General features: G+C 49.3%; 27 protein-coding genes, 1 tRNA gene and 2 pseudogenes. 18 read left to right on the top strand and 12 right to left on the bottom strand.

The window, feature by feature from the left end; translation table 11 throughout:
* Positions 1–169: 169 nt before the first annotated feature.
* Positions 170–742 (bottom strand): 50S ribosomal protein L15e, encoded by a 573-nt coding sequence (locus PISL_RS08985; protein ID WP_011763477.1) that lies wholly within the window; start codon positions 740–742, stop codon positions 170–172.
* A gap of 73 nt (positions 743–815) precedes the next feature.
* On the opposite strand from PISL_RS08985, the gene PISL_RS08980 reads away from it, so the two are divergent.
* The 4 genes and pseudogenes from PISL_RS08980 to PISL_RS11735 all read left to right on the top strand — a co-directional run.
* Positions 816–1,172, top strand: coding sequence for an RNA-binding domain-containing protein (locus tag PISL_RS08980; protein WP_011763476.1), 357 nt, complete (start codon positions 816–818; stop codon positions 1,170–1,172).
* Positions 1,156–1,686 carry a hypothetical protein gene (locus PISL_RS08975; protein ID WP_011763475.1) on the top strand — a complete coding sequence of 177 codons (531 nt, stop codon included), beginning with the start codon at positions 1,156–1,158 and terminating at the stop codon, positions 1,684–1,686. Before PISL_RS08980 ends, PISL_RS08975 begins: the two co-directional genes overlap by 17 nt.
* Positions 1,679–1,966 carry a hypothetical protein gene (locus PISL_RS08970; RefSeq protein ID WP_011763474.1) on the top strand — a complete coding sequence of 96 codons (288 nt, stop codon included), beginning with the start codon at positions 1,679–1,681 and terminating at the stop codon, positions 1,964–1,966. The genes PISL_RS08975 and PISL_RS08970 overlap by 8 nt, the downstream gene beginning before the upstream one ends.
* 211 nt (positions 1,967–2,177) lie before the next feature.
* Positions 2,178–2,336: pseudogene (locus PISL_RS11735) on the top strand (zinc ribbon domain-containing protein); the annotation flags it as partial.
* Positions 2,337–2,470: 134 nt separating this feature from the next.
* Here the strand turns inward: PISL_RS11735 and PISL_RS08965 are convergent.
* Genes PISL_RS08965 through sufB form a run of 3 tightly spaced genes read right to left on the bottom strand, consistent with a single transcriptional unit; the run spans position 2,471 to position 5,442 of the window.
* Entirely contained in the window at positions 2,471–3,370 is a 900-nt protein-coding gene (locus PISL_RS08965) for an ATP-grasp domain-containing protein (RefSeq protein WP_011763473.1), read from the bottom strand.
* Between the two features lie 14 nt (positions 3,371–3,384).
* Entirely contained in the window at positions 3,385–3,981 is a 597-nt protein-coding gene (locus PISL_RS08960) for a hypothetical protein (protein ID WP_011763472.1), read from the bottom strand.
* 36 nt (positions 3,982–4,017) lie between these two features.
* Positions 4,018–5,442 (bottom strand): Fe-S cluster assembly protein SufB, encoded by a 1,425-nt coding sequence (sufB, locus tag PISL_RS08955; RefSeq protein ID WP_011763471.1) that lies wholly within the window; start codon positions 5,440–5,442, stop codon positions 4,018–4,020.
* Positions 5,443–5,514: 72 nt separating this feature from the next.
* Here sufB and sufC point away from each other — a divergent pair, with 72 nt between their 5' ends.
* Entirely contained in the window at positions 5,515–6,279 is a 765-nt protein-coding gene (sufC, locus tag PISL_RS08950) for a Fe-S cluster assembly ATPase SufC (protein ID WP_011763470.1), read from the top strand.
* A gap of 170 nt (positions 6,280–6,449) precedes the next feature.
* Positions 6,450–7,793 carry an acetyl ornithine aminotransferase family protein gene (locus PISL_RS08945; RefSeq protein WP_011763469.1) on the top strand — a complete coding sequence of 448 codons (1,344 nt, stop codon included), beginning with the start codon at positions 6,450–6,452 and terminating at the stop codon, positions 7,791–7,793.
* On the opposite strand, the gene PISL_RS08940 is transcribed toward PISL_RS08945, so the two are convergent.
* Together PISL_RS08940 and nucS are read right to left on the bottom strand one after the other, a co-directional pair.
* On the bottom strand, positions 7,779–8,000 hold the full coding sequence (locus PISL_RS08940) for a hypothetical protein (RefSeq protein WP_053240478.1): 222 nt from the start codon (positions 7,998–8,000) through the stop codon (positions 7,779–7,781). The genes PISL_RS08945 and PISL_RS08940 overlap by 15 nt on opposite strands.
* Before the next feature lie 193 nt (positions 8,001–8,193).
* Positions 8,194–8,919 (bottom strand): endonuclease NucS, encoded by a 726-nt coding sequence (gene nucS, locus PISL_RS08935; protein WP_011763467.1) that lies wholly within the window; start codon positions 8,917–8,919, stop codon positions 8,194–8,196.
* Positions 8,920–8,982: 63 nt separating this feature from the next.
* On the opposite strand from nucS, the gene PISL_RS08930 reads away from it, so the two are divergent.
* From PISL_RS08930 to rnhA, 3 genes are all read left to right on the top strand, one after another.
* Entirely contained in the window at positions 8,983–9,363 is a 381-nt protein-coding gene (locus PISL_RS08930; protein ID WP_011763466.1) for a GyrI-like domain-containing protein, read from the top strand.
* A gap of 45 nt (positions 9,364–9,408) precedes the next feature.
* A tRNA-Val gene (locus tag PISL_RS08925) sits at positions 9,409–9,498 on the top strand.
* A 2-nt stretch (positions 9,499–9,500) separates the two neighbouring features.
* Positions 9,501–10,064, top strand: a complete 564-nt coding sequence (rnhA, locus tag PISL_RS08920) for a ribonuclease HI (RefSeq protein ID WP_011763465.1) — start codon at positions 9,501–9,503, stop codon at positions 10,062–10,064.
* On the opposite strand, the gene PISL_RS08915 is transcribed toward rnhA, so the two are convergent.
* Positions 10,061–10,273: a hypothetical protein gene (locus PISL_RS08915; protein WP_011763464.1), complete on the bottom strand. Its 213-nt coding sequence runs from the start codon at positions 10,271–10,273 to the stop codon at positions 10,061–10,063. The two genes, rnhA and PISL_RS08915, sit on opposite strands and share 4 nt — an antisense overlap.
* Before the next feature lie 547 nt (positions 10,274–10,820).
* On the opposite strand from PISL_RS08915, the gene PISL_RS08910 reads away from it, so the two are divergent.
* The 3 genes from PISL_RS08910 to PISL_RS08900 all read left to right on the top strand — a co-directional run bounded on the left by PISL_RS08910 (position 10,821) and on the right by PISL_RS08900 (position 12,646).
* A complete protein-coding gene (locus PISL_RS08910) occupies positions 10,821–11,054 on the top strand; it encodes a hypothetical protein (protein ID WP_053240477.1) in 234 nt (77 codons plus the stop codon).
* Between the two features lie 239 nt (positions 11,055–11,293).
* Positions 11,294–12,133 (top strand): mechanosensitive ion channel family protein, encoded by an 840-nt coding sequence (locus PISL_RS08905; protein WP_011763462.1) that lies wholly within the window; start codon positions 11,294–11,296, stop codon positions 12,131–12,133.
* A gap of 39 nt (positions 12,134–12,172) precedes the next feature.
* A complete protein-coding gene (locus PISL_RS08900) occupies positions 12,173–12,646 on the top strand; it encodes a hypothetical protein (protein ID WP_011763461.1) in 474 nt (157 codons plus the stop codon).
* A gap of 24 nt (positions 12,647–12,670) precedes the next feature.
* On the opposite strand, the gene PISL_RS08895 is transcribed toward PISL_RS08900, so the two are convergent.
* Entirely contained in the window at positions 12,671–13,369 is a 699-nt protein-coding gene (locus tag PISL_RS08895; protein WP_011763460.1) for an HAD family hydrolase, read from the bottom strand.
* A complete protein-coding gene (locus PISL_RS08890) occupies positions 13,351–14,181 on the bottom strand; it encodes a geranylgeranylglycerol-phosphate geranylgeranyltransferase (protein ID WP_011763459.1) in 831 nt (276 codons plus the stop codon). The genes PISL_RS08895 and PISL_RS08890 overlap by 19 nt, the downstream gene beginning before the upstream one ends.
* 67 nt (positions 14,182–14,248) lie before the next feature.
* On the opposite strand from PISL_RS08890, the gene PISL_RS08885 reads away from it, so the two are divergent.
* Positions 14,249–14,806, top strand: coding sequence for a 50S ribosomal protein L22 (locus PISL_RS08885; RefSeq protein WP_053240571.1), 558 nt, complete (start codon positions 14,249–14,251; stop codon positions 14,804–14,806).
* A gap of 184 nt (positions 14,807–14,990) precedes the next feature.
* On the opposite strand, the pseudogene PISL_RS08875 reads toward PISL_RS08885, so the two are convergent.
* Positions 14,991–16,245, bottom strand: a pseudogene (locus tag PISL_RS08875) (zinc ribbon domain-containing protein).
* Between the two features lie 451 nt (positions 16,246–16,696).
* Here PISL_RS08875 and PISL_RS08870 point away from each other — a divergent pair.
* From PISL_RS08870 to PISL_RS11065, 4 genes are read left to right on the top strand one after another with little or no spacing between them, the layout of a single operon-like run.
* Positions 16,697–16,909 (top strand): hypothetical protein, encoded by a 213-nt coding sequence (locus PISL_RS08870; RefSeq protein WP_167827570.1) that lies wholly within the window; start codon positions 16,697–16,699, stop codon positions 16,907–16,909.
* Between the two features lie 49 nt (positions 16,910–16,958).
* Positions 16,959–17,612 carry a 30S ribosomal protein S3 gene (locus PISL_RS08865; protein ID WP_011763455.1) on the top strand — a complete coding sequence of 218 codons (654 nt, stop codon included), beginning with the start codon at positions 16,959–16,961 and terminating at the stop codon, positions 17,610–17,612.
* Between the two features lie 30 nt (positions 17,613–17,642).
* Entirely contained in the window at positions 17,643–17,876 is a 234-nt protein-coding gene (gene rpmC, locus PISL_RS08860; RefSeq protein WP_011763454.1) for a 50S ribosomal protein L29, read from the top strand.
* Positions 17,877–18,116, top strand: a complete 240-nt coding sequence (locus PISL_RS11065) for a ribonuclease P protein subunit (protein WP_011763453.1) — start codon at positions 17,877–17,879, stop codon at positions 18,114–18,116.
* Here the strand turns inward: PISL_RS11065 and PISL_RS08855 are convergent.
* The gene (locus PISL_RS08855; protein ID WP_011763452.1) at positions 18,097–18,774 is read right to left on the bottom strand and encodes a methylenetetrahydrofolate reductase; all 678 of its coding nucleotides are present in this window, start codon (positions 18,772–18,774) and stop codon (positions 18,097–18,099) included. The two genes, PISL_RS11065 and PISL_RS08855, sit on opposite strands and share 20 nt — an antisense overlap.
* Complete coding sequence (locus PISL_RS08850) at positions 18,774–21,077, bottom strand: V-type ATPase 116kDa subunit family protein (RefSeq protein ID WP_011763451.1); 2,304 nt, start codon at positions 21,075–21,077, stop codon at positions 18,774–18,776. Before PISL_RS08850 ends, PISL_RS08855 begins: the two co-directional genes overlap by 1 nt.
* Before the next feature lie 111 nt (positions 21,078–21,188).
* Here PISL_RS08850 and PISL_RS08845 point away from each other — a divergent pair, with 111 nt between their 5' ends.
* Positions 21,189–23,348, top strand: coding sequence for a sodium-translocating pyrophosphatase (locus PISL_RS08845; protein WP_011763450.1), 2,160 nt, complete (start codon positions 21,189–21,191; stop codon positions 23,346–23,348).
* Positions 23,349–23,376 lie beyond the last annotated feature (28 nt).

Genomic DNA, 23,376 nt, shown 5'->3' with positions numbered 1-23,376 from the left:
ACAAGACGCAAAGAAATATTGCATCGGAGAACCACGCCAAGAGGTCCGTTATTTGAAGCAAAAACGCTATAGGAGGATGTCCCCAGACACCGTCAGGCTACATCACAGTGCCGCGTAAGCGGCTCTCTGTAGCCCATCTAGAATTTTTGTGTTTACGGACTTAAAAACTTTAGCTTTGTTGCTCTCCCTTTAGCTTTGGCAGCAATGTCTTCTTTAGATATTCAATTACCCTTCTCTGTTTCTCCCTTAGTCTCCTAATTATTCTCCTCCTAGGAACCTCTCTACCACAAATACTTGAGTAAAGCGGGTCGTTTCTTATCGTTGGTAAATTACAGTCTATTAGTATTACCTCAAAGTAGCGGTACATACCGTCGTCTGCTACCCAGTAGCTGTTTAAAACCTCCAAATTGGGATACTTCCTGGCAGCTCTCTCCTCTGCCACTTGGCGCCAAGACTTCCACGCAGTTATGCCATAGACTCCCATCCTCTTTGGTCTTCTACCGGAGTCCGGCCTCCTCCTGTTGAAGGGACCTCTTATCAGTCTAACTCTTACTACGACTACCCCCTGCTTGGCCTTGTAGCCCAGCTTTCTCGCTCTCTCAAGTCTAAACGGCCTCTCAACTCTCACGATGGAGGGCGCCTTTCTCCACTCTATGAGGATCTTTCTCATCAACCTCTCGTGGACCTCTCTGCCGATTTTCCTATACCACATCGCCATATAACTATACGCCGACCGAGCCACGGCACCTCTCTATGACGTCTTTTTAAGCTTTTCCCACGCCTACATGTTTTAAAAGATAGCTAGCGACAACTACGTGCGCTGCAGATATATAGAGATCAGCGTTATAGTTCACGCTACAGAAAGTTTAGATAGGGTAGTTGAGACACTCCGTAAGTTTTTCGGCGATATACCTCTAGTGGTTGAAAAATATGAGGGACATCATGGCAATCCCATATATCTAATTACGTCTTTTTTAGATGACTGTGACCCACTATTGAAGAAACTCTGTGAGACGTTTGGTGGAGAGGTGCCAGCTTCAAAAGGCGAAGCGGAGGGTCTTTACTACCTACGTCTAGATAAACAGGCGTTAGCCATGGGGATTGTAAAGGCTGTAACACACGACGACGTTATAAGACTTAAGATTAGGACAAAAAATGGCCTTTGTAATTAGGCGGGGTTTTGTCGAGTGGGATTTAGCTGTGGTTACGCCGGAGATAGAGAGGGCGCTGTGGGAGGTGGGTGTGCGGGCGGCGCTTCTCCGAGAGGAGGTAGAGACCTCTCTCTTAGCCCCCGTGGTGCGGGGGGTTGACGTGAGGTGGACAGAGGCTAAAGGCCGCGAAAAATTTAATGTGTATGTATATAGAGAAGAAGTTCAGATAATTCGCGTAAATCCTCTCACACCTCTTACACATGACCAAGTGAAAACCGCAGCGAAATATGGAAAATATATAGAACTCCCACTTAGGCCTCTCCTCAAGGATTTATCTCTACTAGCAAGGTGGCTTGAGGTTTTAGAGCCGGAAATAACCATTTTTTCAACGCCTGTAGAAAGCTTGAGTGATGTAAAAGCGCCGCTTGATATCGCGGCATTGCTTATCGAAATAAGTGGAGATTCGAGTTGGAGAGATGCCATAGTGAATTCTCTAGGTGTATTAACAGAGCTGATTTTGGAAAAAGATGGTTAAATATCGGTATCTTATTATTAAAAGCGAAGAACCAGCCGCATGTTATATACAAATACTTGAAATGTATCAACTCACGGGTTTTATCTCATTAATTTATAGGCCTAAGTTTGTCGCTATATACGACGACGTATTAGTCGTCGGTGTGCCTAGAGAGGCGCTCCGCACCGTGAGAGCCGTCGTTGCGTTGTTAAACGGATGCCGCACGGTAAAAGTTGCAGGGACGTCAAAGAGGGCAAAGGCTATTGCCGCGTCAATCAGAAAGGCACAACGATCTATATAAAATATTTTTAAGTTGTATCTACAGGACTTTTTGTGATGATGGGTATCAAAGCAATGATTCGTGATGGACTCGCGACGGACTGACCGCCGTAAGTTAGCTCTCTGCCCCTCCCCACGTCGATGCCAAGAAACGCCAACTTTAGCTTGGTGCCCTCCTCCAACCGCTTTCTGATCCAATCGATTGTCCTTCTTCAGCTCGATGACAAAAAGACGGTTTATACGTCGCACTTGTCTTCGCTAGGGAGATAACGCCGATAGAGCCCAGGGCGCTTGTTGTCGTCGATGTCAACCGATTGGATCACTCCATAAAGGCCGGCCTCGTGGCCGACGGCAGAGTTGTGAAGTTGCAGAAGTCCCCGGGAAGGGGTCGAGAAAAAGATAGGGGAAGTGACCGCCTAGTGCTTAACTATTGATGTTCGGCGACTTTTAATAGCAACCCCCAAGCACAGTAAAACTAGATCGGAGATTCGCCACAAGATAATAGCCGATGTGAAAAGAGGGACAGTTATTTCTTTATCTTCTCTATGAGGTAGTCTACAATGTGTTCTGCGGGGTTTATGCCCGTGGCTATTTTAAAGCCCTGCCAGCTCATGGTGGGGTTTACCTCCAATATGTAGTAGCCCTCTCTCGTCTCTGCGATGTCTACGCCCCCGTAGTCTAGGCCTAGCGTCTCTACTGCCTTGATAGCCAGCTCCTCTAGTTGTGGTGTCAGCTTCGCGGGCTCTGGGGTCGCTCCCTGCGCCACATTTGTCTTCCACCCCCCTGCCCTTCTGTATTCAGCCCCTATCGCACGGCCTCCCACGACTACCACCCTGTAGTCGCCGGGCCCCTTTTCAAGGAACTCTTGGACGTATATAGGCTTGTTTATGTTTGCCAGCATTGAAAATATGTGGAAGGCCACGTCTGGATCCTCCACTAGAAACACGCCGTAGCCCATGGCCCCCCTCATCTGTTTAACCACAGCCCTCTTAAACTCGCCCACCGCCCTATAGCCCACAAACATATTCTCTGTGACCACGGTGGAGGGCACGGGGAGACCGGCCTTTGCCAGCTTTATAAGAGCCGCCATTTTATCTCCAGCCACAACCCATCGCTCCACTGGGTTCATTACATACGTCCCAACTTCCTCTAGCGCCTTGACTGCCCACACTCTATATAAAAACTGTTCAAAATCTCGAAAAATTCCCAGATGTCGCAAAACTGCGCCAGGTGTTGTAATATCAACAGAAGGGCTTTTCCCAATAGACTGCTTAACTTCTAAGCCGCCGCCTTTAATCCGCACCTCTAGCATATCCACATATATCCTAATAGGCGTATGACCTCTCTTTTTTATAGCATTTTCTAAGTCTATAACATCGCTGGGGTTAAACTCCACTTCGTAGGGCCTAATTATGCCTATTTCCATCACGTGGCGTTAGCCTACGGTATGTAAACACCCCAGAGATCTCTACAGAGACCTGGGAGTAGATACCTGGCAACGACTTCAGGCTCTGATACCTTCAGTTGTTTCAAAGCGTTTGTCACAGCTGATATCGGCTGATCTGTTAAAACTAATGGCGGTGTGTAAAACATACAGCCACTTGGATGTTCATATACAACAAGCGGCTCAGACGCAACTTCTTTACACCCTCCTCCTTCACAAATATATATTCCGCCGGGTCTCTGAACTATATAGCGGCCGTCCTCCAGTGGGGTAATAGGACCCACAGGACAGATACAAGAGCCTCTCTGCCCCTGATAAAACTTGAGTAATTCTCCCTCTATCTTTTCGTAGCCATATATCTTCCCGTATGTTGCAAGGAAGGTAGCTATAGGCTTCCTTCTGTGGCCGGAGATTTCTGTCGCAAGTACTTTCTTGGCCTCGGCGGGGTCCGCCCCGAAGGCTATTACCACGCCAATTAAGTCATATGGCGATATAGAAAGAGATTTTGCCAACTCAAGCGCTACTGCCAACACTTTGTTTTTATCGACCTCTGGGTTGCAGACGGCGAATTTGTCAGAAATACAAGAGGGCATGCTTTAACTTACTGTTGGGTATTTAAAGTGTATCTGCTATCCAACCTTGGAGAGGCGGCCGAACTCCAGCTCTATCACTCTGCTTAACACAACCGCGTATTCAAAGGGGAGGTCTTTTAGTATGTCTCCTACGAAGCCTAGAACTATGGAGGCCTTGGCGTCGTCCTCTGTGAAGCCTCTGGCTCGGAGGTACATGATCTTCTCCTCGGAGATCGTGGAAGCCGTCGCCTCGTGTGTCACCACCGCCGTCTCCTCGAACACTTGGTCGTGGGGCACAGTCAGCGTGGCCGACTTCTTGTCGAGCACCAGGGAGTCGCACTGGACGTGGGATCTGGCGTATTTCGCCCCCCTCTGGACGTGTACAACGCCTCTATACACGGCGACGCCCCCCTCAGCGGAGATGCTCTTGTTTACAACTCTGCTACTGGTGCGAGGCGCCAGATGCCACACCTTAGCCCCGTTTTCTTTCCAATACGGCCCCTTCGCCGCGGTTATCCCCACGATCTCCGTGGAGGCCCCCTCCCCCTTGAGCACGGTGGAGGGGAAGGTGTATGTGGTCTTGCTCCCTATCGAGCCCTCTACCCAATGCACCTTGGCGCCGGCCTCCGCCACAGCCCTCTTGTTGTTGAAGTTTACCACGTTACGCGACCAGTTCTGCACCGTGGTTATCTTAAGAGTCGCCCCCTCGTGGGCGTACCCCTCCACCATGCCGTTGTGGAAGGAGTACTTCAGGAGGCGGGGCGCCGAGCAGCCCTCGATCCAGTGGACGTAGGCCCCCTTGTCCGCCACCACGATGGAGTGCTCCATCTGGCTCTCCATGGACTGTCCAATGAAGAAGAAGGTCTCCAGAGGCTGCTCTATCCTCACGCCTGGGGGCACGTATATGAAGACACCTCCCGACCATAGGGCGCCGTGTAAAGCGGCGAACTTATGCTCGGGGGGGAATACCCTCATGAAGTACCTCTGGACAAGCTCCGGATACCTTTTGACGGCCTCCTCCATGGGCAACATCACCACGCCGAGCTCCTGCAACTTCTTCTTCAAGTTGAAGTATATTATCTCGCTGTCGAACTGTGCACCTAGCCCGAGAAGTGCCTTAGCCTCAATCTCGGGGATACCAAGCTTCTCGTAGTACTCCCTAATCTCCTTGGGCACTTGATCCCAGCTCGACACAGTCTCTACCTGAGGTTTTGCATAGTGGACGAGGGTCTCTAAGTCTATCTCCTCCACCGCCCTCACCCACCTCGGCATCGGCAGTTTCTCAAAAAGCTCAAGCATCCTCAGCCTGAGTCTCCTCATCCAGTCTGGCTCGCCCTTTAGGCGACTAATTTCCTCTATCATATCCCTGGTGATGCGACCCTTCAGTTCCACCTGGTAGTTAAATCTCCTCTCCACGCCTAGCATCTCCTCTACAAACTCAACGTGGCTGATCGTGGAACGTAGAGACTCAAACTCTTGCATAGGAAAACCCGCGAATGCTAGTTAAAAGACTTTCTAAGTCTATCTTTAAAACTGCCAATCGATATTAGGAACATGGCAAAACTTGAGATTAGAAATCTCAGAGTTGCCGCAGGAGGGAAAGAAATTCTAAAAGGCGTAAGTCTAACAGTATCCAGCGGCGAAGTTGTCGTACTTATGGGCCCTAACGGCAGCGGTAAATCTACGCTGTTCCAGACAATAGCTGGCAACCCTAAGTACGAAGTTCTTGATGGCGACATATTGCTTGATGGCGAGTCTATAAAAGATCTGCCTCCGGAGGACCGCTTTGCAAGGGGGGTATTCGTGGGTTTCCAGTCGCCGGTCGCAGTCCCAGAGGTTAGGTTCGCCTTCATGCTCCAAGCAATGTTGAACATAAGGGCTGGCAAGAAGCTGACCGACCCTAACCCCCAGGCGCTGGCGCAGGCCCAGAAGATAGCGGCTGAGCTAGGCCTTAAGCCAGACGTCTTCAGCCGGGGCGTTGGAGTTGGCTTCAGCGGAGGCGAGTTCAAGAGGGCCGAGGTTCTCCAAGCGCTACTCCTCCGGCCGAAGATCGTCGTTCTAGATGAGCCAGACAGCGGCCTCGACATCGATGGCATCGCCGCCGTCGGCAAAGCCATAATGGAGCTAAGCGCCTCAGGCAGTGGGGTGCTCCTCTCGACACACTACGCAAGAGTCCTCAGGTTCATCAAGCCCACCAGGGTATACGTCATGGCGGAGGGTAGAGTAATACTAGAGGGGGACGAGGGGGTGATAAAGAGGATAGAGGAAGTGGGCTACCAGAATTACTTCAGAGAAATACAGAAAGAACTCGCACTGTAGTCATCCGTTTGTCTGCCTGCTCCTAGGCAGTGGCGCCTATAGACAGACAGTCAGCTGGCTCCTAACTTATCATCTATCAACAACCCAGCCCTCATCACCTTGTTTAATAATGATACAAGGTTAAAAATCTAAGACAGATAGCGTTATATATAGATCAATTTAGTATACTTATGCCACAGTGGCATTGGCCAATAGACCCAGACAAAGTGCCTAGGATAGTAGTTGAGCCTCCTGGCCCTCGGGCATTGAGTATAATTAAGCGAGATGAGGAGGTTTTAATGCAGTCTTTTACGCGGTGGTATCCCCTCGTGGTTGCCAGGGGCTACGGCCCAGTCGTTGAAGACGTAGACGGCAATTTGTACATAGACTACAACGCGGGCATCGCGGTGGCCAACGTAGGCCACGCCCACCCGAAGGTGGTAGAGGCTATAAAGAGGCAGGCAGAGCTCTTCCTCCACTACTCTCTAACCGACTTCTACTACGAGGTGGCGGTTAAGCTGGCAGAGAGGCTGATCTCCATAGCGCCGATCTCCGGGAGAAAAAAGGTCTTTTTCACAAACAGCGGGACTGAGTCGATAGAGGGGGTTCTAAAGATCGCGCGTGGCTATTTCAAAGGGCAGAGGCCGTACGTCATCGCCTTCCTAGGCGCTTTCCACGGCAGAACCTACGGCTCCATGAGCTTAACCGCCTCCAAGCCGGTGCACAGGAGACACTTCTCGCCCATGGTCCCCAACGTCATACACGCGCCATTCCCCCACCCCGTCCACTGCCCCTTCAAGGCAGAAACCCCCGAGGAGTGCGGCGAATACGCCCTAGCCTTCCTAGAGGACTGGATCTTCAGGCGGCTTGTGGACCCCTCCGAGGTGGCCTTGGTTCTGATAGAGCCAGTCCAGGGCGAGGGAGGCTACGTGGTGCCCCCCAGAAACTTCGTCCAGGGCCTTAGAAAGATGACGCAGGAACACGGCATACTCTTCGCCGTCGACGAAGTCCAGACGGGCTTCGGCAGAACCGGCAAGTGGTTCGCCGTCGAGCACTTCGGCGTTGAGCCAGACCTCATAGCAACAGCCAAGGCCATAGCGGCCGGTCTCCCCCTCGGCGCAATAATCGGCAGGGCGGAGGTCATGTCTCTCCCCCGGGGCGCCCACGCCAACACCTTCGGCGGAAACCCCGTGGCGGCTGCCGCGGCGCTCGCGTCGCTGGAGGTCATAGAGGAGGAGGGCTTGTTAAACCACGCGGAGACCCTCGGCGAGGAGTTGAAAAAACTGTTTAGAGACGAGGTGGGCCATAGACACGACGTCAGAGGCCTAGGCTTGATGATAGGCATAGAGCTACTAGACGAGAAGAAAAAACCGGCGAAGTACCTAGAGGAGGTACTAATAAAGGCGTTTAAACGCGGCGTCGCGGTGATCGGGGCAGGGCTCTCCACAGTCAGGATAGCCCCGCCGCTGGTTATTCCACGCGATATGGCTTTTAAAGCCGCCGAAATAATCCTCGACGTTTTAAGAAGCTACTAAGCTTGTCAAATACCTCTTTTTCACAGCCTCGTCGTAGTACCACTCCACAATGTCGTCGCCTGCTATCTCTAGGGCGTACTCGAAAGCCTCCTCCCAGTCTAGAGACTCCAGAAGGAGCTCCCACCCCTTTGCCAACAGCTCTAAATCTTCTTCTTTTCCTGTCACCAATATCCTACCCTCTTTCCTGTTTACAAGCACTCTATACACAGACGTATACGTATACATATTTAAAAGACACCCAGCATTTTCAACATATTACCTTAAAGATGACACAAGAAAATAGTATAACTATATATTGGGACAAATTAAACTTGTTATATAACATAAAGATTTTTATATATAACAATTTATATACTGTGTATACTGTGGACTACCTCTTTCAGCCAAGGTTGATTTCGTATTATCCCACCTTTTTATTTATTGAAGCCATCAACTCCCTTGGGTTTACCTTTACAAATTCTAGGCCATATCTTCTAAGATATTCAAGCGCCGCCGCCGTGATATCGCTTGCCACAAGTATCCCTCTTGCCCTCTCGCCTCTTTTTCTATACAACTCTACATACCTGGCCAGTTGGAAAACGGCGTCGTGTGTAGCAACGTCCCTCTTGACCTCCACAACCACATGTCTCCCCTCTCTATCTCTCGCCAAGATGTCGATATGGCCTACGTCTGTGGGCACCTCGACGCCCACCACCTCTAAGCCCTCCTCGATCAACCAAGGCGCCTTCACCAGGGCCTCGACGACGTCTTTCTCGCTCCCCACGAGCTCTAGCTCAGACGTCTCTACGTCAAATGCCGCTACGAAATCCAGAGATGAGAAGTACACCCTGACGCTCTCGAAGGGCCGGGACCTCACGCTCTTTATCACCAGCCTCCCGCCTTCGACATAGGCGGCTGTCGAAGAGCCTGGTGGGTTCCAGATCTTCGGTTGGGCCTTCTCGGCCTCGTGGACGAGGAGAGTGCCGTCTCTCTTAACTATGACCAAGCGGCGTCCTGGCTTAAGCGTTGCGGCCGCCCTACCGCTGTATACTACCTCGCAAATTCCTACAACAACTACAACGCCTCTCTTTCTGCCAGAGTTTATGATACGCACCGCTTCATCTATCGACGGATTTTGTACAAACATGGCATAATTACCCACAGCGGGTTTAAAGACAAAAGTTTAATATATAGGCCATTCTGCCGCACCATGGCTAAGGTAGAAGTTAAAGAAGTAGGAGAGTTAAGAGGCTTCAGCACCTTCAAAAAAGTACCTAACAGAGGGGCGTTACTTAGTGAAATTAAACAAAATACTATCCTCGTATTCCATGGGAAAGAGGGACAAGAAATGCTCGTCGAAATTTTTACCCCAGATCCCAACGGCGACAAAGTTCTACCAGCTATCACAGCCGCCTCCACTAAATTTACCGGAAGCGCTGAGAAAGTAGACAACGCATATGCCACTCTCCTCTTCTGGGCTCTAAAGGAGGGGAAAACGTTGGGCACACCAACTAGAGAAATATACATCAAGGTTGATACAAAACAAAGCCCACCCGAGGTAGAAGTGGAGGTACAAGCGCCCCTCCAGTAACACGTCACGAAAGTTTAAAAAACGTGTTCTTTATAGTAAAAAAGAGGGCCCGTAGTCTAGCGGTATGATGCCCGCCTCACGCGGCTTCTCGCCTGAGAGCGCGGGTGGTCCCGGGTTCAAATCCCGGCGGGCCCATCATGTGTCTTGACCTTTTCTTCGACGGGGCTTGTGAGCCCGTGAATCCGGGAGGCGTGGGTAGCTACGGCTTTGCCGCCTTTAAAAACGGCGAGGAGGTATACGGCGAGGGGGGCGTAGTCTGCGCCGGAGAGAGGTGGTGCACAAATAACTATGCGGAGTACATGGGCCTCATCAAGGGGCTTGAGTGGGCTCTGGCCGCCGGCGAGAGCTGTCTCAATGTGTATGGAGACAGCCAGCTAGTGGTTAGGCAGATGCTCGGCGTGTATCAGGTAAAGGCAGAACACCTCAAGCCGTTGTATAAACACGCCGTGGAGCTCTCCCAACGCTTCGCGAAGTTCTCCATAGGCTGGGTCCCGCGGGAGCGCAACGCCAGAGCTGACTACTACTCCAAGAAGGCCTACTGCGACTTCCTAAAGACGCACCCAGAGCTGAGGGAGAGATACGCGGCGTGGCTCGCCACTGATAGACAGAAGGCGCTCCTAGGCAAGTTCGGCATAGAGGCCGACTGTCTCTCAAAGAGAGAGGCCTCCAAGCTGATAGAGAAGATACTGAAAAGGCGCTAAGCTCTCACGTCTAGGCCCAGAGCCTCCGCCCTCCTCACAATCCTCTGCACCTCAGTCCACGACCTCGTCCGGTATATGTAGAACTTACCGGCGCGCTCGGCCCCCACTACCCTCAAAACCTCTTGGGCATACAAGCCTAGGACGACGACGTAGTAGCCGTCGGGCGTTCTCCTCCTGGAAGTCCACACAGCATTTATTGGGACGTCCACAAGAGATATTAACTCAATTAATAATAATTAAGTGTGCCTTTTGAAAAATCGCCCTTTTTTAAAATGGGACATCTCCGCTGTCCTGAGGGACGGGCTTCTCCTCGCCCACGCCGTCATAGATATCCGAGATTCCCTGGATCGTCGTGCATGGAGTTAGGCGACACGTGACCCTCTTCGAGTGCGTGTTTTTTATGTCAAGTACGGCCACTAGGGCGCCGCAACTGTATTCGGCTATTGATAGTTCTAGCGACTTTCCTCCTTAATATCCTCAATCTGCTCCTCTCGGGAGAGTACTTTTACGGCTCTCGGCCCATATATAGGCCTGTTGGCGCTCTACGTCTCAATAGGCGCCCTCTCGGGACGGCCGGAGACGTGGCTTCTAGCCGGTCTCATTGACATTGATTCCACACGTAGCCATATTCTCAAGCACGTGGTTGACGGCGTCTCTGGCATACGCGATCCGCCGCTATAGGACAAAGCCCTCCGGAGTCTCGGAGAGCTATTTTATAGAGACCTTCTAGGGACTACGGCAGACTTGTTCAGCTTCATGCGGCTGGAGATCGTCCACGACACACACGGCACTCTTACACACCTCACGCTACGAGCCGCGTCGCTATCCGGCGGCATAGTGATCACGATCCTACTACAGCTCCTCGTCGTCTTAAGCGAAGGCAAACTAACAACCATACAATCGCTACGTCTTGTATACTATGAGACACTGACAAAATTCTACCACTGCACTGGAAGAGTTTTCAGGCTAGATAAAATAGAAGAAAAATAACCATATCTTTACAAATAGTTATTCTGTCCATTTCATACATCAGTCATATCCATGAAATATCATTTAGAAAATCTTCGTTGCTAGCCTGTGACACGCGTCTCCAGCCGGTTTTGTGCGCCTCACGCTCCGCGCCGTGTTAGTTTGCCCGAACTAACACTGCGAGCCCAACCCGCCGTAGCCCCGCCGTTAACAGTGTTAATTGATCGTCATGCTTAAATATCTAGAGCTATTTATTGGTTATGTACCTGGTGTTGAACTGGGACCAACTTTGGCAGGATTTCATCACCTATGGCATACAGGGCGTGATTGCGGTGTTGATAGTCGTTGTGGCTTGGGCAGTGGGCTCTCTTGTAGGTAAAGCCGTGAATAGATTAATTGAAAAGACGGGGTTGGAGAGGGCGTTTGATCGGACTGATGTAGGTAAGGCCTTCAGGGCGGCTGGGATCGACCTTTCTAACCTCATCGGCATGTTGATTACGGCTTTTGTAGTGGTGATTGGTATCGTTATTGCCCTCGGCTATCTGAGGATTAGTGGAGAGGCAGGGGTTCTGGTAGCTCAAGTGGCGCAGTATCTCCCGAGGCTCATAGGGGGTATCATCCTGCTTACGGCTGGCTTAATTCTCGTCGCTCTTTTGACAGACTACATAGGCAAGTTGCTCGTAAGTCTGTTTCCAAAACAGTTTGTGGAAATCGGCGAGATGTTGAGGAATCTGCTTCTGATAGGCTTGATCGCGCTTGTTGTATCTATAGCGCTTGACTTGATGCTGTTCACCGGGCCTCTGGTGTATCCGCTTATTCTAGGCACTGTCATTATTGGGGCCGGCATCTTCATTGGCCACACTATTGTGAGGAATATCGTGGAAGACCACCCCGAGTTTGCCAACGCGGCACCCTATGCTAAATTCCTCCTGTATCTGATATTCCTGATGGTTGGGCTTGGGGCTATATTTGCCAACTTCCCCGCCACCGCGCAGGTGGTGCAGAACGTGGCGTGGGGGGTGGCTATCGCGGTGGGTATCCTCCTGGCGCCTGTGGTGTACATGCTTGCTAAACGGATGGCGAAGGAGGTAAAGGACTAGTTTTTCACAATCTTTATATAGTTTTACATACTCTCCGCCATGCATATTGAGATTAGGGATCCCTCCCTGGTGGAGCGGCTGAGGCGGCTGTTGCCTAGGCCGGACGCCCCCTTTGACGACGTCATCGTTAAGCTTCTGGAGCAACCTTGTAAGCTTAGGTTGAAGGAGATAGTAGAGGAGGTTATTGTTGCTACAAATTGGGACGCCCGTGTAGCGCGGGCTGTAGAAGAGACTCTAAGCCGCATCTTAGGAGACCTTGACAAGAAGATGGCCCACTCTGTAGAGAGGGCTGTTAAAGAGGCCTTACGCTATGTTCAGATAGGAGCGGTTGAAGTAGGGGGCGGGTGGGATGCGGTTATTAGAGAGGCTATGAAAAGGCCTGACGGATGTCTCACCTTTGCTGAGATTAGGAAGTACTACGGCAAGAACTTAAACAGCGTGATGTTGCGAAAGAAGGGGTTCATACAGAAAGAGAGGGGGGTTTGGTGTTGGCCTAGGGAAGTTGGTCAGTAAGTCTTTGTTTTAAATATTGCATAATCACATGGGAAAGGCGGTCTTTTTCTCCAACAGTCTCTCCACTACATCTGGTATATCTCTTAACGTATTTACTACTGCGTCTGGCTCTGTCGTTGTTAAGTCTATAGACATCCTTTGCGAATGTTCTATAGATTCTTTTTTCCAGTCTCCATAGAAAACTGTAATTAGCCCGTGCTTCTTTGGGAAATACACATCAAAAACGGGGTTGTCGCCTATAATCACATCTGCGTTTTTGAAGTATTCTGGGCACGTCTTTGGGCATTGGTACGTGTCTGAGGTTCTCACGCCGTCTACTAGCCGATCTAGACCCAGGCGGCGTATGACGGGAAGTTGGTACCGCGCGTGGCCGTTTGTTGCGATCTCGACCCGGTGTCCCATCTCCTTTAGCTTTACCAGCGCCTCCGCCGCCCCCTCGTTGAGGGCGAAGGTGTGGAGGTGTCTCTGTAGAGATACAACAATGTCTGGCGCTTGGCTTAAGCCAAACTCCCTCGCCACCTCTGTAAAAATCTCTTGCCAATCAAAGGCTTTCCAATCTAAGGCGCGTAACAACTCTAGGTTTTTCTGTCTGGCTCTTCTCCACACCTCCTCAGGCCGAACTCCTGTCTCTTCTGCAATTTTTTCGCATAGCTCGATAAATATAGGTCTCCAGGCGCTTAAAGGTATTAATGTGCCGTCTAGGTCTATGAGTATAGTCGCCATAGGGCCTCTATGACTAAAGCCAGTAGCGTAATTCCGAAGGCGGCTAGCGTGCCGTCTCTATATTTTTTCCACCGGCCTCTCGCCGCCTCTAGTGACAGATAGACCAGCGTGAGGCTTGTTGCCGCAGCGCCGGCCGCTAGGACATAGAATTTTTCAAAGGCCGCTACATAGGCCAGAGCCCAACCAAAGGCTGTGGAGGCCAGAGTAATGGCGGCGCCTAGTTTAGCCGTTGTGTAGGGGCCGGTTATGACTGCAAGCGTCTTTATGCCAGATTTCATATCGCCCTCATAATCTATCGCCGTTTTTACAAACTCCCGTCCGAGGTTTGCCACGAGAGATGAAGTAAAGAGTAGAAGTAAAACAGTCGACATATTCCCCGCTGTTGTCATGCCGTATATATATGTCATTGACGTAAGAAAGGCCACTATTAAGTTACCAACCACGGGCACGCGTTTTAACTTGGCGTTGTATAACAAGCCGAGGGCCACGGCTACGGCATATACGGCCAGCGGCGTGAGACCTAAAAAGGCGGCAAGAACGACGCCCGTCGCCAAAGTGCCGTAGGCTACGACCCGTGCTGTGTTTATGCTTACAGCCCCTGTAACTAACGGCGCGTTTGGCCTATTTACTCTATCTTCCTCTATGTTAGATAGATCATTGTGAGCAAAGAGGCCAGCTTCTGCAAGGAAGGTTGATATGGCGAGGAGCATGAGTTTGTTTATATCGGCGTCTCCTGCCACTACGTAAGAGGATGCTGAGGCCAGCGCCGCCAACACTCCATGTTCGCCTCTTATTAAACGCCAAAGTGACACATGGGGTGTACCGCCCCTCTTTAAAACTATGATGGGAAATTTTATAAACGTCTATTTCACGGCCTCTGTGCCTCAGCATCAGAACTATTCACTAAGCGAGGAGGACGTCATCCAGTTGGTATTTAGGAAGTATGGCGTTAAGATAACGTCTGAACAAATCGTCAGGGCGTATGCCCCGGAGCAAAAGATGTCTTGGAAAAAGAGCGTCGAAGTGGCCAGGTTTATAAAGGGCATGACCCTTAGGCAAGCCAAGTCGTGGCTAGAGGACGTGGTTAAGATGAAGAGACCTATCCCCATTAAGACTTTTAAGAAGAAACAAGCTCACCACGCAGTTCCCTGGAGTGGGTGGCCTGTGGCTAAGTGGCCTGTAAAGGTGGCGAAGAGGTTCCTAGATCTGTTAGAGAATTTGGAGAATAACGCCAAGTTTAGAGGGTTGGATGTCGAGAGAGTTGTGATTGTCCACGCCGCTGCTCACAAGGGGTATAGAATACCCAACATAATGCCTAGGGCTTTTGGCAGAGCTACAAGATTTGATGAGCAGACTGTCAACGTCGAGGTGATAGCCGCCGAATTGCCTAAAGAGGTTGTGCCGAAGCGTTACAAACTAAATCTCGTAAAGCGCTAGTCGTTAAAGGCATAAAAATAGGTTTGTATACGGCTCCCCTTTGTATAACCGGCCTTCCTCGGGGGAGCTCGGGGCGCGCGCCCGAGCCGCACAGGGGCAACCCAGGCGCGCGGGGGTCCGGCCGTGCCTGGGCGGACGGGCTCGGCAGATGCAACAGCCGGCCGGGTCCCCAAGGCCGGTGGGTTCATGAGTGAGCGGACTTACGATTAAAAGTGAGGTGGTCGCCGGAGTGGGGAGAGCGGGGTTGTTTTGTCTTCTGGAGTAGTTCCCAGTACCTCCTCTTTGCCCAGAGCAACGGAATTCTATCCCTATGGTCAGTGAAGCCGCAGGCAGGGCAACGCATTATGTGTCCTCTTTCCTCCGCCATATTGGCGCCGCATTTCGGGCAAACAGTTGAATACAGCCGCTCCTCTAGATACGGAATGTCGTACCAATGCGCGAGCGCTTGTAGGCGTCTCCTCAACTGCCCAAGGCCGTCGAGGAAGTGCTTCTTCTCTCCGCTACCGTTTCCCTCTTTCAACATTCTGTAATTCCCGTCTTCGATTGTATCAACAACGATAGCGGCTTTGTGCTCTCTCGCCAACTTTATGATCTCGCCCGCGATCTGTGTTATAACGCCACGTATCTTCCTATATCGTTTGGACTTGAGATAGCGGACTCTCTCCTCGAGTCGTTTCCTTCTCGCAAGGTCTGTCTCCCTAGTGGCTTGTTTTTCTAACTTGCTTATCTCCTCGTGGAGTCTCTTTAACGTCTTAATCGCGTCTTTGTCTGGGAGTCTCAATGTCTGTCTCAGTTTTCCATCCACTAGGAGACCCACCATGACGCCGTGATCAAGGCGGTTAATATCAACAGTGATTATTGTCTTGGGCTCCGCCGGCGTCATTTCACGAGCGAAGACGGGGGCGACGTAGAGCTTTCCGTATGTTGGTTTCTTGCTCTTTCGTCTCTCAATACCGAGGAAGGCAAGTTTCAACTTGGCGCCTTCCTCAACTCTCCTCCTTATCCACTCGGCGCTCTGTCTCTTGAGATGAATTATTAACGTCTCTTGCAACCTCCGCACTTTGACAACGCCGCTCTTGAGGTCGACGAATACCGCATTGCCCACGTCTCTCTCGTTCTCAACCCTAAGTTGAGCGTCGAGTGGGACCGCCCGGTGGAACACCACGTCTCGCCAGAGGAATTTAGCATAATTCGCAAGGCTCTTCCCAAGGCCGTATCTGGCGAACACCTCTTCTATTATCCTGACAGCTAACTCGCATTTGTTGGAAGTAAGTATGTGGCGCCGTGAGTTTCAACTCTTCTTGCCCCGTTAATTCCTTTAGCAGTCTCCTCACGTACTCCTCCGCCGCTAGCACCCTCATGGCGAGGCCGAGGACGTCCGGTCTCTCTTCGACAAGGCGCCAAGGTATCTCCAACTTCAGCGTTCTGTATGTGTACATGGCCTTGTATGTGGATGGGCTGAAATATCTGCTTATAGAAGACACACGGGGGCAAGCCAAAAGTTTCACAAGACAAACCCACGGCGCCGACGTGAAGGCGGCGTTGAGAGACGCGTGCTGGCCATGTTGTTAATCTTCGCCGCCACTAGGGCGGTCGTCGTTGCTAGCAACTTGCCGACCCTCGCCGGCGTCATACGCCGCTGATGCCGCCCCAAGCCCTGTTCATACCGATATTCCCCATCGCCGTGTTGACGGCGCTCGCGGTAAAAACCGCCGTAAACCCGTTTTTCAACCCACCCAGACTTCTAAACATCGCGAAGACGCCACAGACTCACACCTCCCACGTTATCCAACGCTTCGCCTGCCTGACGGCGCGCCGTTAGGCAAGTGTGTAAGAGAGTAGAAAGAGAGTCTCTTCAACTAGCTTTTCTCCCCTACGCCCTGTATGCATATGAGCCAAACGTACAGGACGTTGAAAATCAGAATCCCTTGGAAACTCATCGAGGAACGTCCAGACGTCTTAGACCTAGCGACGAGGATGCACCTAGCGGCGGAGGAATATGTGAGGAAACTATTAAAGGAATTGACAGGACAAGATGTGATGATGGAAATTCCTTTATGGAGAGCGGTGACCGATTCACCCCTTGCTGATACAAGGCGTTGAGCGCCTTGGATTAGGGAAAACTTTAAATATAGCGCCTATAGTGGGTGTGATGTCTGCTGTACAGAGGAGGTTGCCCGTCTATAAGAAAATACTGGAGGAAAATAAGAAGAAGTGGATGATTAAGGAGTTTCTCGAGTATAAACTTAGTAAATATGGCTATATAGACTCTGAAATTTTGAAAACCCCGCTTGGCACACGTATTGTGATATATGCAGAGAGGCCTTCTAGGATTATCGGCAAGAAGGGCGTAATTGTCAAGGAGATTAGTAATATACTGGTAAACAAACTCGGCGTAGAAAACCCACAAATCGATGTTATTGACGTTTCTAAGATAGAGGCGCCTGAGATGTTCCCCAAGGTTATCGCCTACCGTATTGCCAACGCCATGGCTAAAGGAGTGAGGTTTAGACGCGTTATGTTTGTAGCTGTGAGACAGCTTATGGAGGCTGGGGCCAAGGGGTTTGAGATTGTGGTGAGCGGAAAGCTCTCGACAGAGAGGGCCCGTTTTGAGAAACTTACATATGGCAAGCTCTATAAGATCGGGTACGACGCAAAGAACAGGGTTAGAAGAGCTGTTGTCCATGTGCTTCTTAAGCCTGGTATATATGGCATAGAGGTAAGGATCGCGCCAGCCTCTTTGCAATATTCAGACGAATACAAAATAAAGCCGCCGGTGAAACCTGAGACTACTTCACAACAATAATTTTAAAAAGCCGCTGCTTTCGCAGTTCTCATGTCTCTAGATAACAAGAGACTTAAAGCCAGAGTTCTACGCGAAATGAAGCCAGAGGAGAGGAGAGAGTTATTAAACCAGCTTAGGGCAGAGCTTGTAAAACTTGAGACTCAAAGGTCTAGGGGTTTTGTAGAAAATCCGGGTAGGATAAGAGTGATCAAAAGGGCAATTGCTAGAATTTTAACTATTGAAAAAGAGGAATCTAGGAAAGCGGGCCAGCAGAAGTCTTCCTAAATGCCCATATGTATAGATCTTTTAGGAAGAGAGGTCTCCACGTACAAATGCTCCTATAGGGTGAGGGGGGTTGTTGTGGGAGAGACGAACAACACTTTTCTAATTCTCGCCGGCGGTCGAGTTGTCACAATACCGAAGTACCCCTGTCGCTTCTATGTATATGACTTAGGAGTTTTGATAAACGGTATATATCTTGTTGGTTACCGCGACAGAAGACTTTTTAACTGCGGCATGTTTTGATTTTTCTTAGAATCTGAAGTAGCGTCTCAAAATCTCCAGGTACAGACAAGACAATGCCTGGAACTACTCCTCTGAGCTTCTCTATTAACCCTAGCGCTTGCGGCAGTTCAACAGCTGTCTGTCTTAGTCTCTCGAGCAACGCGATGTTGTTCCCTGTTTTAATCATAATATAGGGATATATTATTGGTGGCAAACCCTCTAACTGTTTAACGTCAGTTAGATGTAGCGCTAGATAAAAGTCGGCTCCCAACCGTCTTATTCGCTCTATGTAGTCTCTTCTGAAACTAAGAAGAGCGCCTGTCACAAAGCCCATCTTCTTTGCCTCTGCCACCGCCTCCTCCGTAGTGACTTCACCAACGGGCTCGCCCTCTGCCGGCGGATCGCCCTGTAAAACCACAACATATCTTACGCCGAGTATGTAGGCGCCGCCTAGGAGGGATTTAAACCCTGTCTTGTTTACGTCGAGAAGCCTTATGTGGACTATGGGCTCCAGCCCCAACTGCTTTGCTAAAGCGCCCACCGCCAGGGAGTGCGCTGTCGGTTTACCACCCGGCGACTCTGGGATATCTACCTTCTCCACATAGGGCTTTATGGACTCCAACTTTCTGAGTACTTTGTCTCTATCTCTAAGTGGCGTAATCTCCGCAATTATCTCCATTATGGAAGCGCCAAGGGTGTAAAGAGGCGGCCTCTGCCCTCGTAGAACTTAGAAAATATCTCGTAGAACGTCAGACGTAGCGATTGTACCGTCGAGAAGAGGCCCTCCGCCGCGGCTATTAGGGCGTGGGCAAACACTGCAAAGAGTAGCCCAGCGGGGCCTAGGGCTATGGCGACGCCGTTTGCCAACTTTGTCAACACGCCATGTATAAGTATGAGTATTACCAGACGAGAGAAGCTTGGTATATTTGCAAGTGCCGCTAGAGATCCCTCCACAAATCCCATGATAAACTCCTCAGTTATAGGCGGGGCTTCCTCATGGTGTTTATATCTAGCTTTGAGTACTAGAGCCCCTGTCGCGCTCCAGATAAACGCAAGCAGAAATACATATATCCAGGGGAGTTGCATCAACGGGGTTAGAAACTCCATATGAAACGCGTCTTTTATAAGGCTGAAAAACACCATACCTAATGAAAAGAAGAGTAGAGCTTGTGGTAGCACTACTGCTATTGCTACGTCGGGCTCTCCCTTGAGTACCGTGTTTATGATTTTTGAAATAAAGGCGAGAAGTAACAACAGAAAGCCGAGTAAAAACGCAGCCCTTAGGGCAATTATCACACCCTCAGACTCTACCAGGGTGTGTACCCCGAATATGTGCAACAGCGGAAGTGTCGGCATTTTTATACCGAGCTCTTTTAGGCCAAATCCAAAGGCCTCTTGATATACAAAAGCGCCAAAAAACATAGACACCAGGCCTGTGAGAGTCCATATCACGCCCCAATCTCTATGTCTTCCTCCATATAACTTAGTCATTAGGAGTACCCCCAGGAGAAATAGGAGGAAGCCGTGGCCTAAGTCGCCGTACATCCAGCCGAAAAATACAGGAAAGATCAACGCCACCAAGGGAACAGGACTTAATTCATCAGCTTTAGGAACTCCATACATATATACAATTTTTGTAAATTGTCTAATTGGCGTTGGATATTTCTCCAACGTGGGTCTTCTCTCTACAGGCACTTTATCAAAATATTTATAGCGTATCTTTTTAACTACATCTAGTTTAACTAAGTTCCTCCTTATAAATTCTGTAAGTATGTCATCTATTTTCTTCACATCTTTTTCCAACGTGTAAAATATCACTGATGCAGTATTTCTATGCCCCTCCCAATTTTTATCCCCGTATAAAGAATATTCGCCGTATAGCTTTTCTAAAGTCTCCAACTCTTTCTTCAATTTTTGTAGCGATACCTCTGTAGATCTTATAGCGTTTTCGACGAGCTCTCTCCCAGTTTTTATATCTGTTAAATACTCGCGTGGAATCTCTAAACCTTTGGCACCTCCTCTCACAAGAGCTATCTTAATCCCGTCTATTTCCTGAATTACGTGGGGCGCCTCTATAGGAGTCTCTGGGTCTATAACTAGTTTGTAGCCCTCTGGAATTTTTAGACTTTCTTTTTCTGAGAGAGCGCTCAAGACCTTTCTGATTTTGCTCAGACTTGCTAGTTGGTATTCCAACCTGTTTATTTCTCTCTCGTACGATTCAAAAAGACGGCCGACCTCTAGCCCCTCATCTATTGCAGATTTATTAAAAGTATCTATAACAGTAGCTATAGCGCCTCTGAGGGTATATGCATAGTCTATCAAGTCCTTGTGTCTTAGGACTATAGCTCTGAGCTCCTCCTCTACTTTTTTTAGCTTATCCTCAATTACGTCAGGAGGATCCACCTCTGCGACCTCTTGTGGCGTGAAGATTTTTACCCCGAGTTTTTCCAACGCAGTTTTTAATTGTGATGCGCTTCTACGCTCTATAGCTACAATAAGGATATTACCCTGTTGTATAACAGAGGCGTTAAATGATTTTGCTAACTCTATAGTTTCCCTTATGGCTTTACCTGGCAATACTATAAATATGTCTATTGATTCTGTTTTAGGAATACTAACTGTCTTAAGTGAAAAAATTTCTCTTGAGATAGCTAACTTAGTCCTTAGCTCGTCTGCCAAGCGGACACGATATAAAACATCTTTGTAAATAGACTCCAGTTTTTCCAAAACAGCATTTACCTGTTGTTCTAGGTTTTCGAGAGGCAACTTTACTTGCTGTGGCTGTATATACAGCATTAATTGGTTAAGAAATTCGTCTATTTTCTTAGCTTTTTGAAAAAGAATAGGATCGTGTGGTTTTGGAAGTTTCTCAGGTCTTTCCTCAAACATAGCTACTCCTGCCTTGCCTATGAAATATATCAGTTCAGGAATTATATCAATGTCTCCTGCTATTCTGAATTCTACAACGCGCTCAAGAGGCATATGGCAATCGATTTCGTAGCTTTTTAAAATATTTTTATGTATACGTATAGTTTACGTATACGCTAGCCATAGCTCTTGAAAAACTTTTAAGTAATATAGATCTGGTCGGCTATGGTAGAATTTGCCGTCTTTGGAACAATAGTGGGGGCTTTAGGTGTTATATATGCTATATATCTTGCCAGGTGGGTTTTAAGGCAAGATCCCGGAAGTGAGAAGATGCAATTTATTTCACAAGCAATAGCTACTGGCGCTAGGGCTTATCTTTTTAGGCAATACCGAACGCTAGCTTTACTTTTGGTAATACTTGCAATATTAATAGCCATAGCTATTGACATACCGAGAGGCACATATGGGCTTACGGCTTTAGGTTTTATAGTTGGCGCATTGGGCTCTATGTTAGCTGGTTATCTCGGCATGTATGTAACTACGAGATCTGCTTCCCGTGTTGCACAAGCCGCCGCGACTAGCGGTATGGGCAAGGCGTTATTAATTTCATGGCGCGCCGGCGCTGTCATGGGTGTATCTCTTGCAAGCGTGGCTTTGCTTTTAATATCAGCCTTCTACCTAGTTTTTAAACAAATGACGAACGAATGGGCAGTGCCTCTGGTGGCTCTAGGTTTTGGAGCCAGTCTAGTTACGCTCTTTATGAGAGTTGGCGGTGGTATATACACAAAGGCTGCAGATCTCGGCGCTGACCTCGTGGGTAAGATAGAGGCAGGCATTCCTGAGGACGACCCTAGAAACCCAGGCGTTATAGCAGATAACGTAGGGGATAACGTGGGGGACGTGGCAGGGATGGCGGCAGACGTTTATGAGTCTTATATTGTCACTGTCACAGCAGCTATTTTTCTCGCCGCGATATTAGGTCTTCCGGCTCAATACATTGAAGCCATTATATTATATGCAACACTGGCTCTGTTAGCGACATTTGTAGGCGTAAACCTATTAAAGACATCTGGCGTCAAAAACCCACTGTCTTCCATAAGTGTTGCTATTTATGCCACTATAGCGCTATCTATCATCTTGTTTTTCGCAGGATCTTTTCTACTTGGTATCGAGCTTTGGAGAGCTCTAGCCCTTGCAACGGCTACATCTCTCGGGGCTATTATTGCACCGCTTGTAGTTAAGATAACCGACTATTACACTTCTTACAATTACAGTCCGGTGAGGAGGATAGCTGAACAAGCAAAGATAAGTCCGGCAACTGTAATCATCACCGGCTACGGTGTAGGTCTGATGAGCGCTATACCTGTCATAGCAGTTATAGCCGCAGTGCTCGGTATATCTTATATGATCGGCTACCATGCCGTACCTGTTCAAACCTTTGGCGAATATTCAAAGTATCTAGCGGGTATTTTCGGCACTGCTATGGCTAGCGTAGGTCTACTAGTGATTGCAGGTATAATAATTACCGCCGACTCCTACGGTCCTGTCTCTGACAACGCCAACGGCGTAGTGGAAATGGCTGGGTTGCCTGACAATGTAAGAGAGGTTACCGACGTTTTAGATTCTATCGGCAATACCACTAAGGCGACTACAAAGGGCTATGCTATTGCGAGCGCCGCGCTAGCTGCGCTCGTGCTATTTATCGCTTTGATATTCGAAATTGTATATGCCGTACATAAGATCATCCCCGGTGAAAACATCATAGAGATTATGGAGAAGAACTTAGGCGTTTTACAAGTTATAAATCCCAATGTATTGATAGGCGCGTTTATAGGCGTTTCGCTGGTCTACTTCTTCACAAGCCGCACGCTTGAGGCTGTAGGTAAGACCGCTATGGAAATTGTGGAAGAGATAAGAAGGCAGTTTAGAGAGAGGCCGGGTATTTTGGAGTGGAAGGAGCAGCCCGACTACGCCAGAGTTGTCGACATAGCGACCAGGAGAGCGCTTGGCGAGTTTCTGATACCGGGTCTAGCCGCTATAATAGTGCCGTTGTTAACAGGCCTTGTCCTTGGTTGGAACGCGTTGGCGGGTCTCATAATGGGCGCTATTGTCGCCGGCGTTCCCAGAGCTTTACTTATGGCTAATGCAGGCGGCGCTTGGGACAACGCCAAGAAGTACATCGAGCTCCAAGGCCTTAAAAAGACAGATATGCACAAGGCGGCGGTAATAGGCGATACCGTAGGAGATCCGTTTAAGGACACCTCAGGTCCCTCGCTGAACCCGTTAATAAAGGTCTTAAACACGCTGTCTGTAGTTTTTGCATATGCCATAGTGTTGGCTAACGTAGCAATTGGTATATATCCATTTGGACTACTGCCTCTTTAAGGTTTTTAAAAACTTTTGGCTTTTTTAC

It is taken from the genome of Pyrobaculum islandicum DSM 4184 (assembly GCF_000015205.1).
Lineage (GTDB): Archaea > Thermoproteota > Thermoprotei > Thermoproteales > Thermoproteaceae > Pyrobaculum > Pyrobaculum islandicum.
Note: the sequence above shows the minus strand (reverse complement) of the source record. Positions and strands in the feature narration are given on the sequence as shown.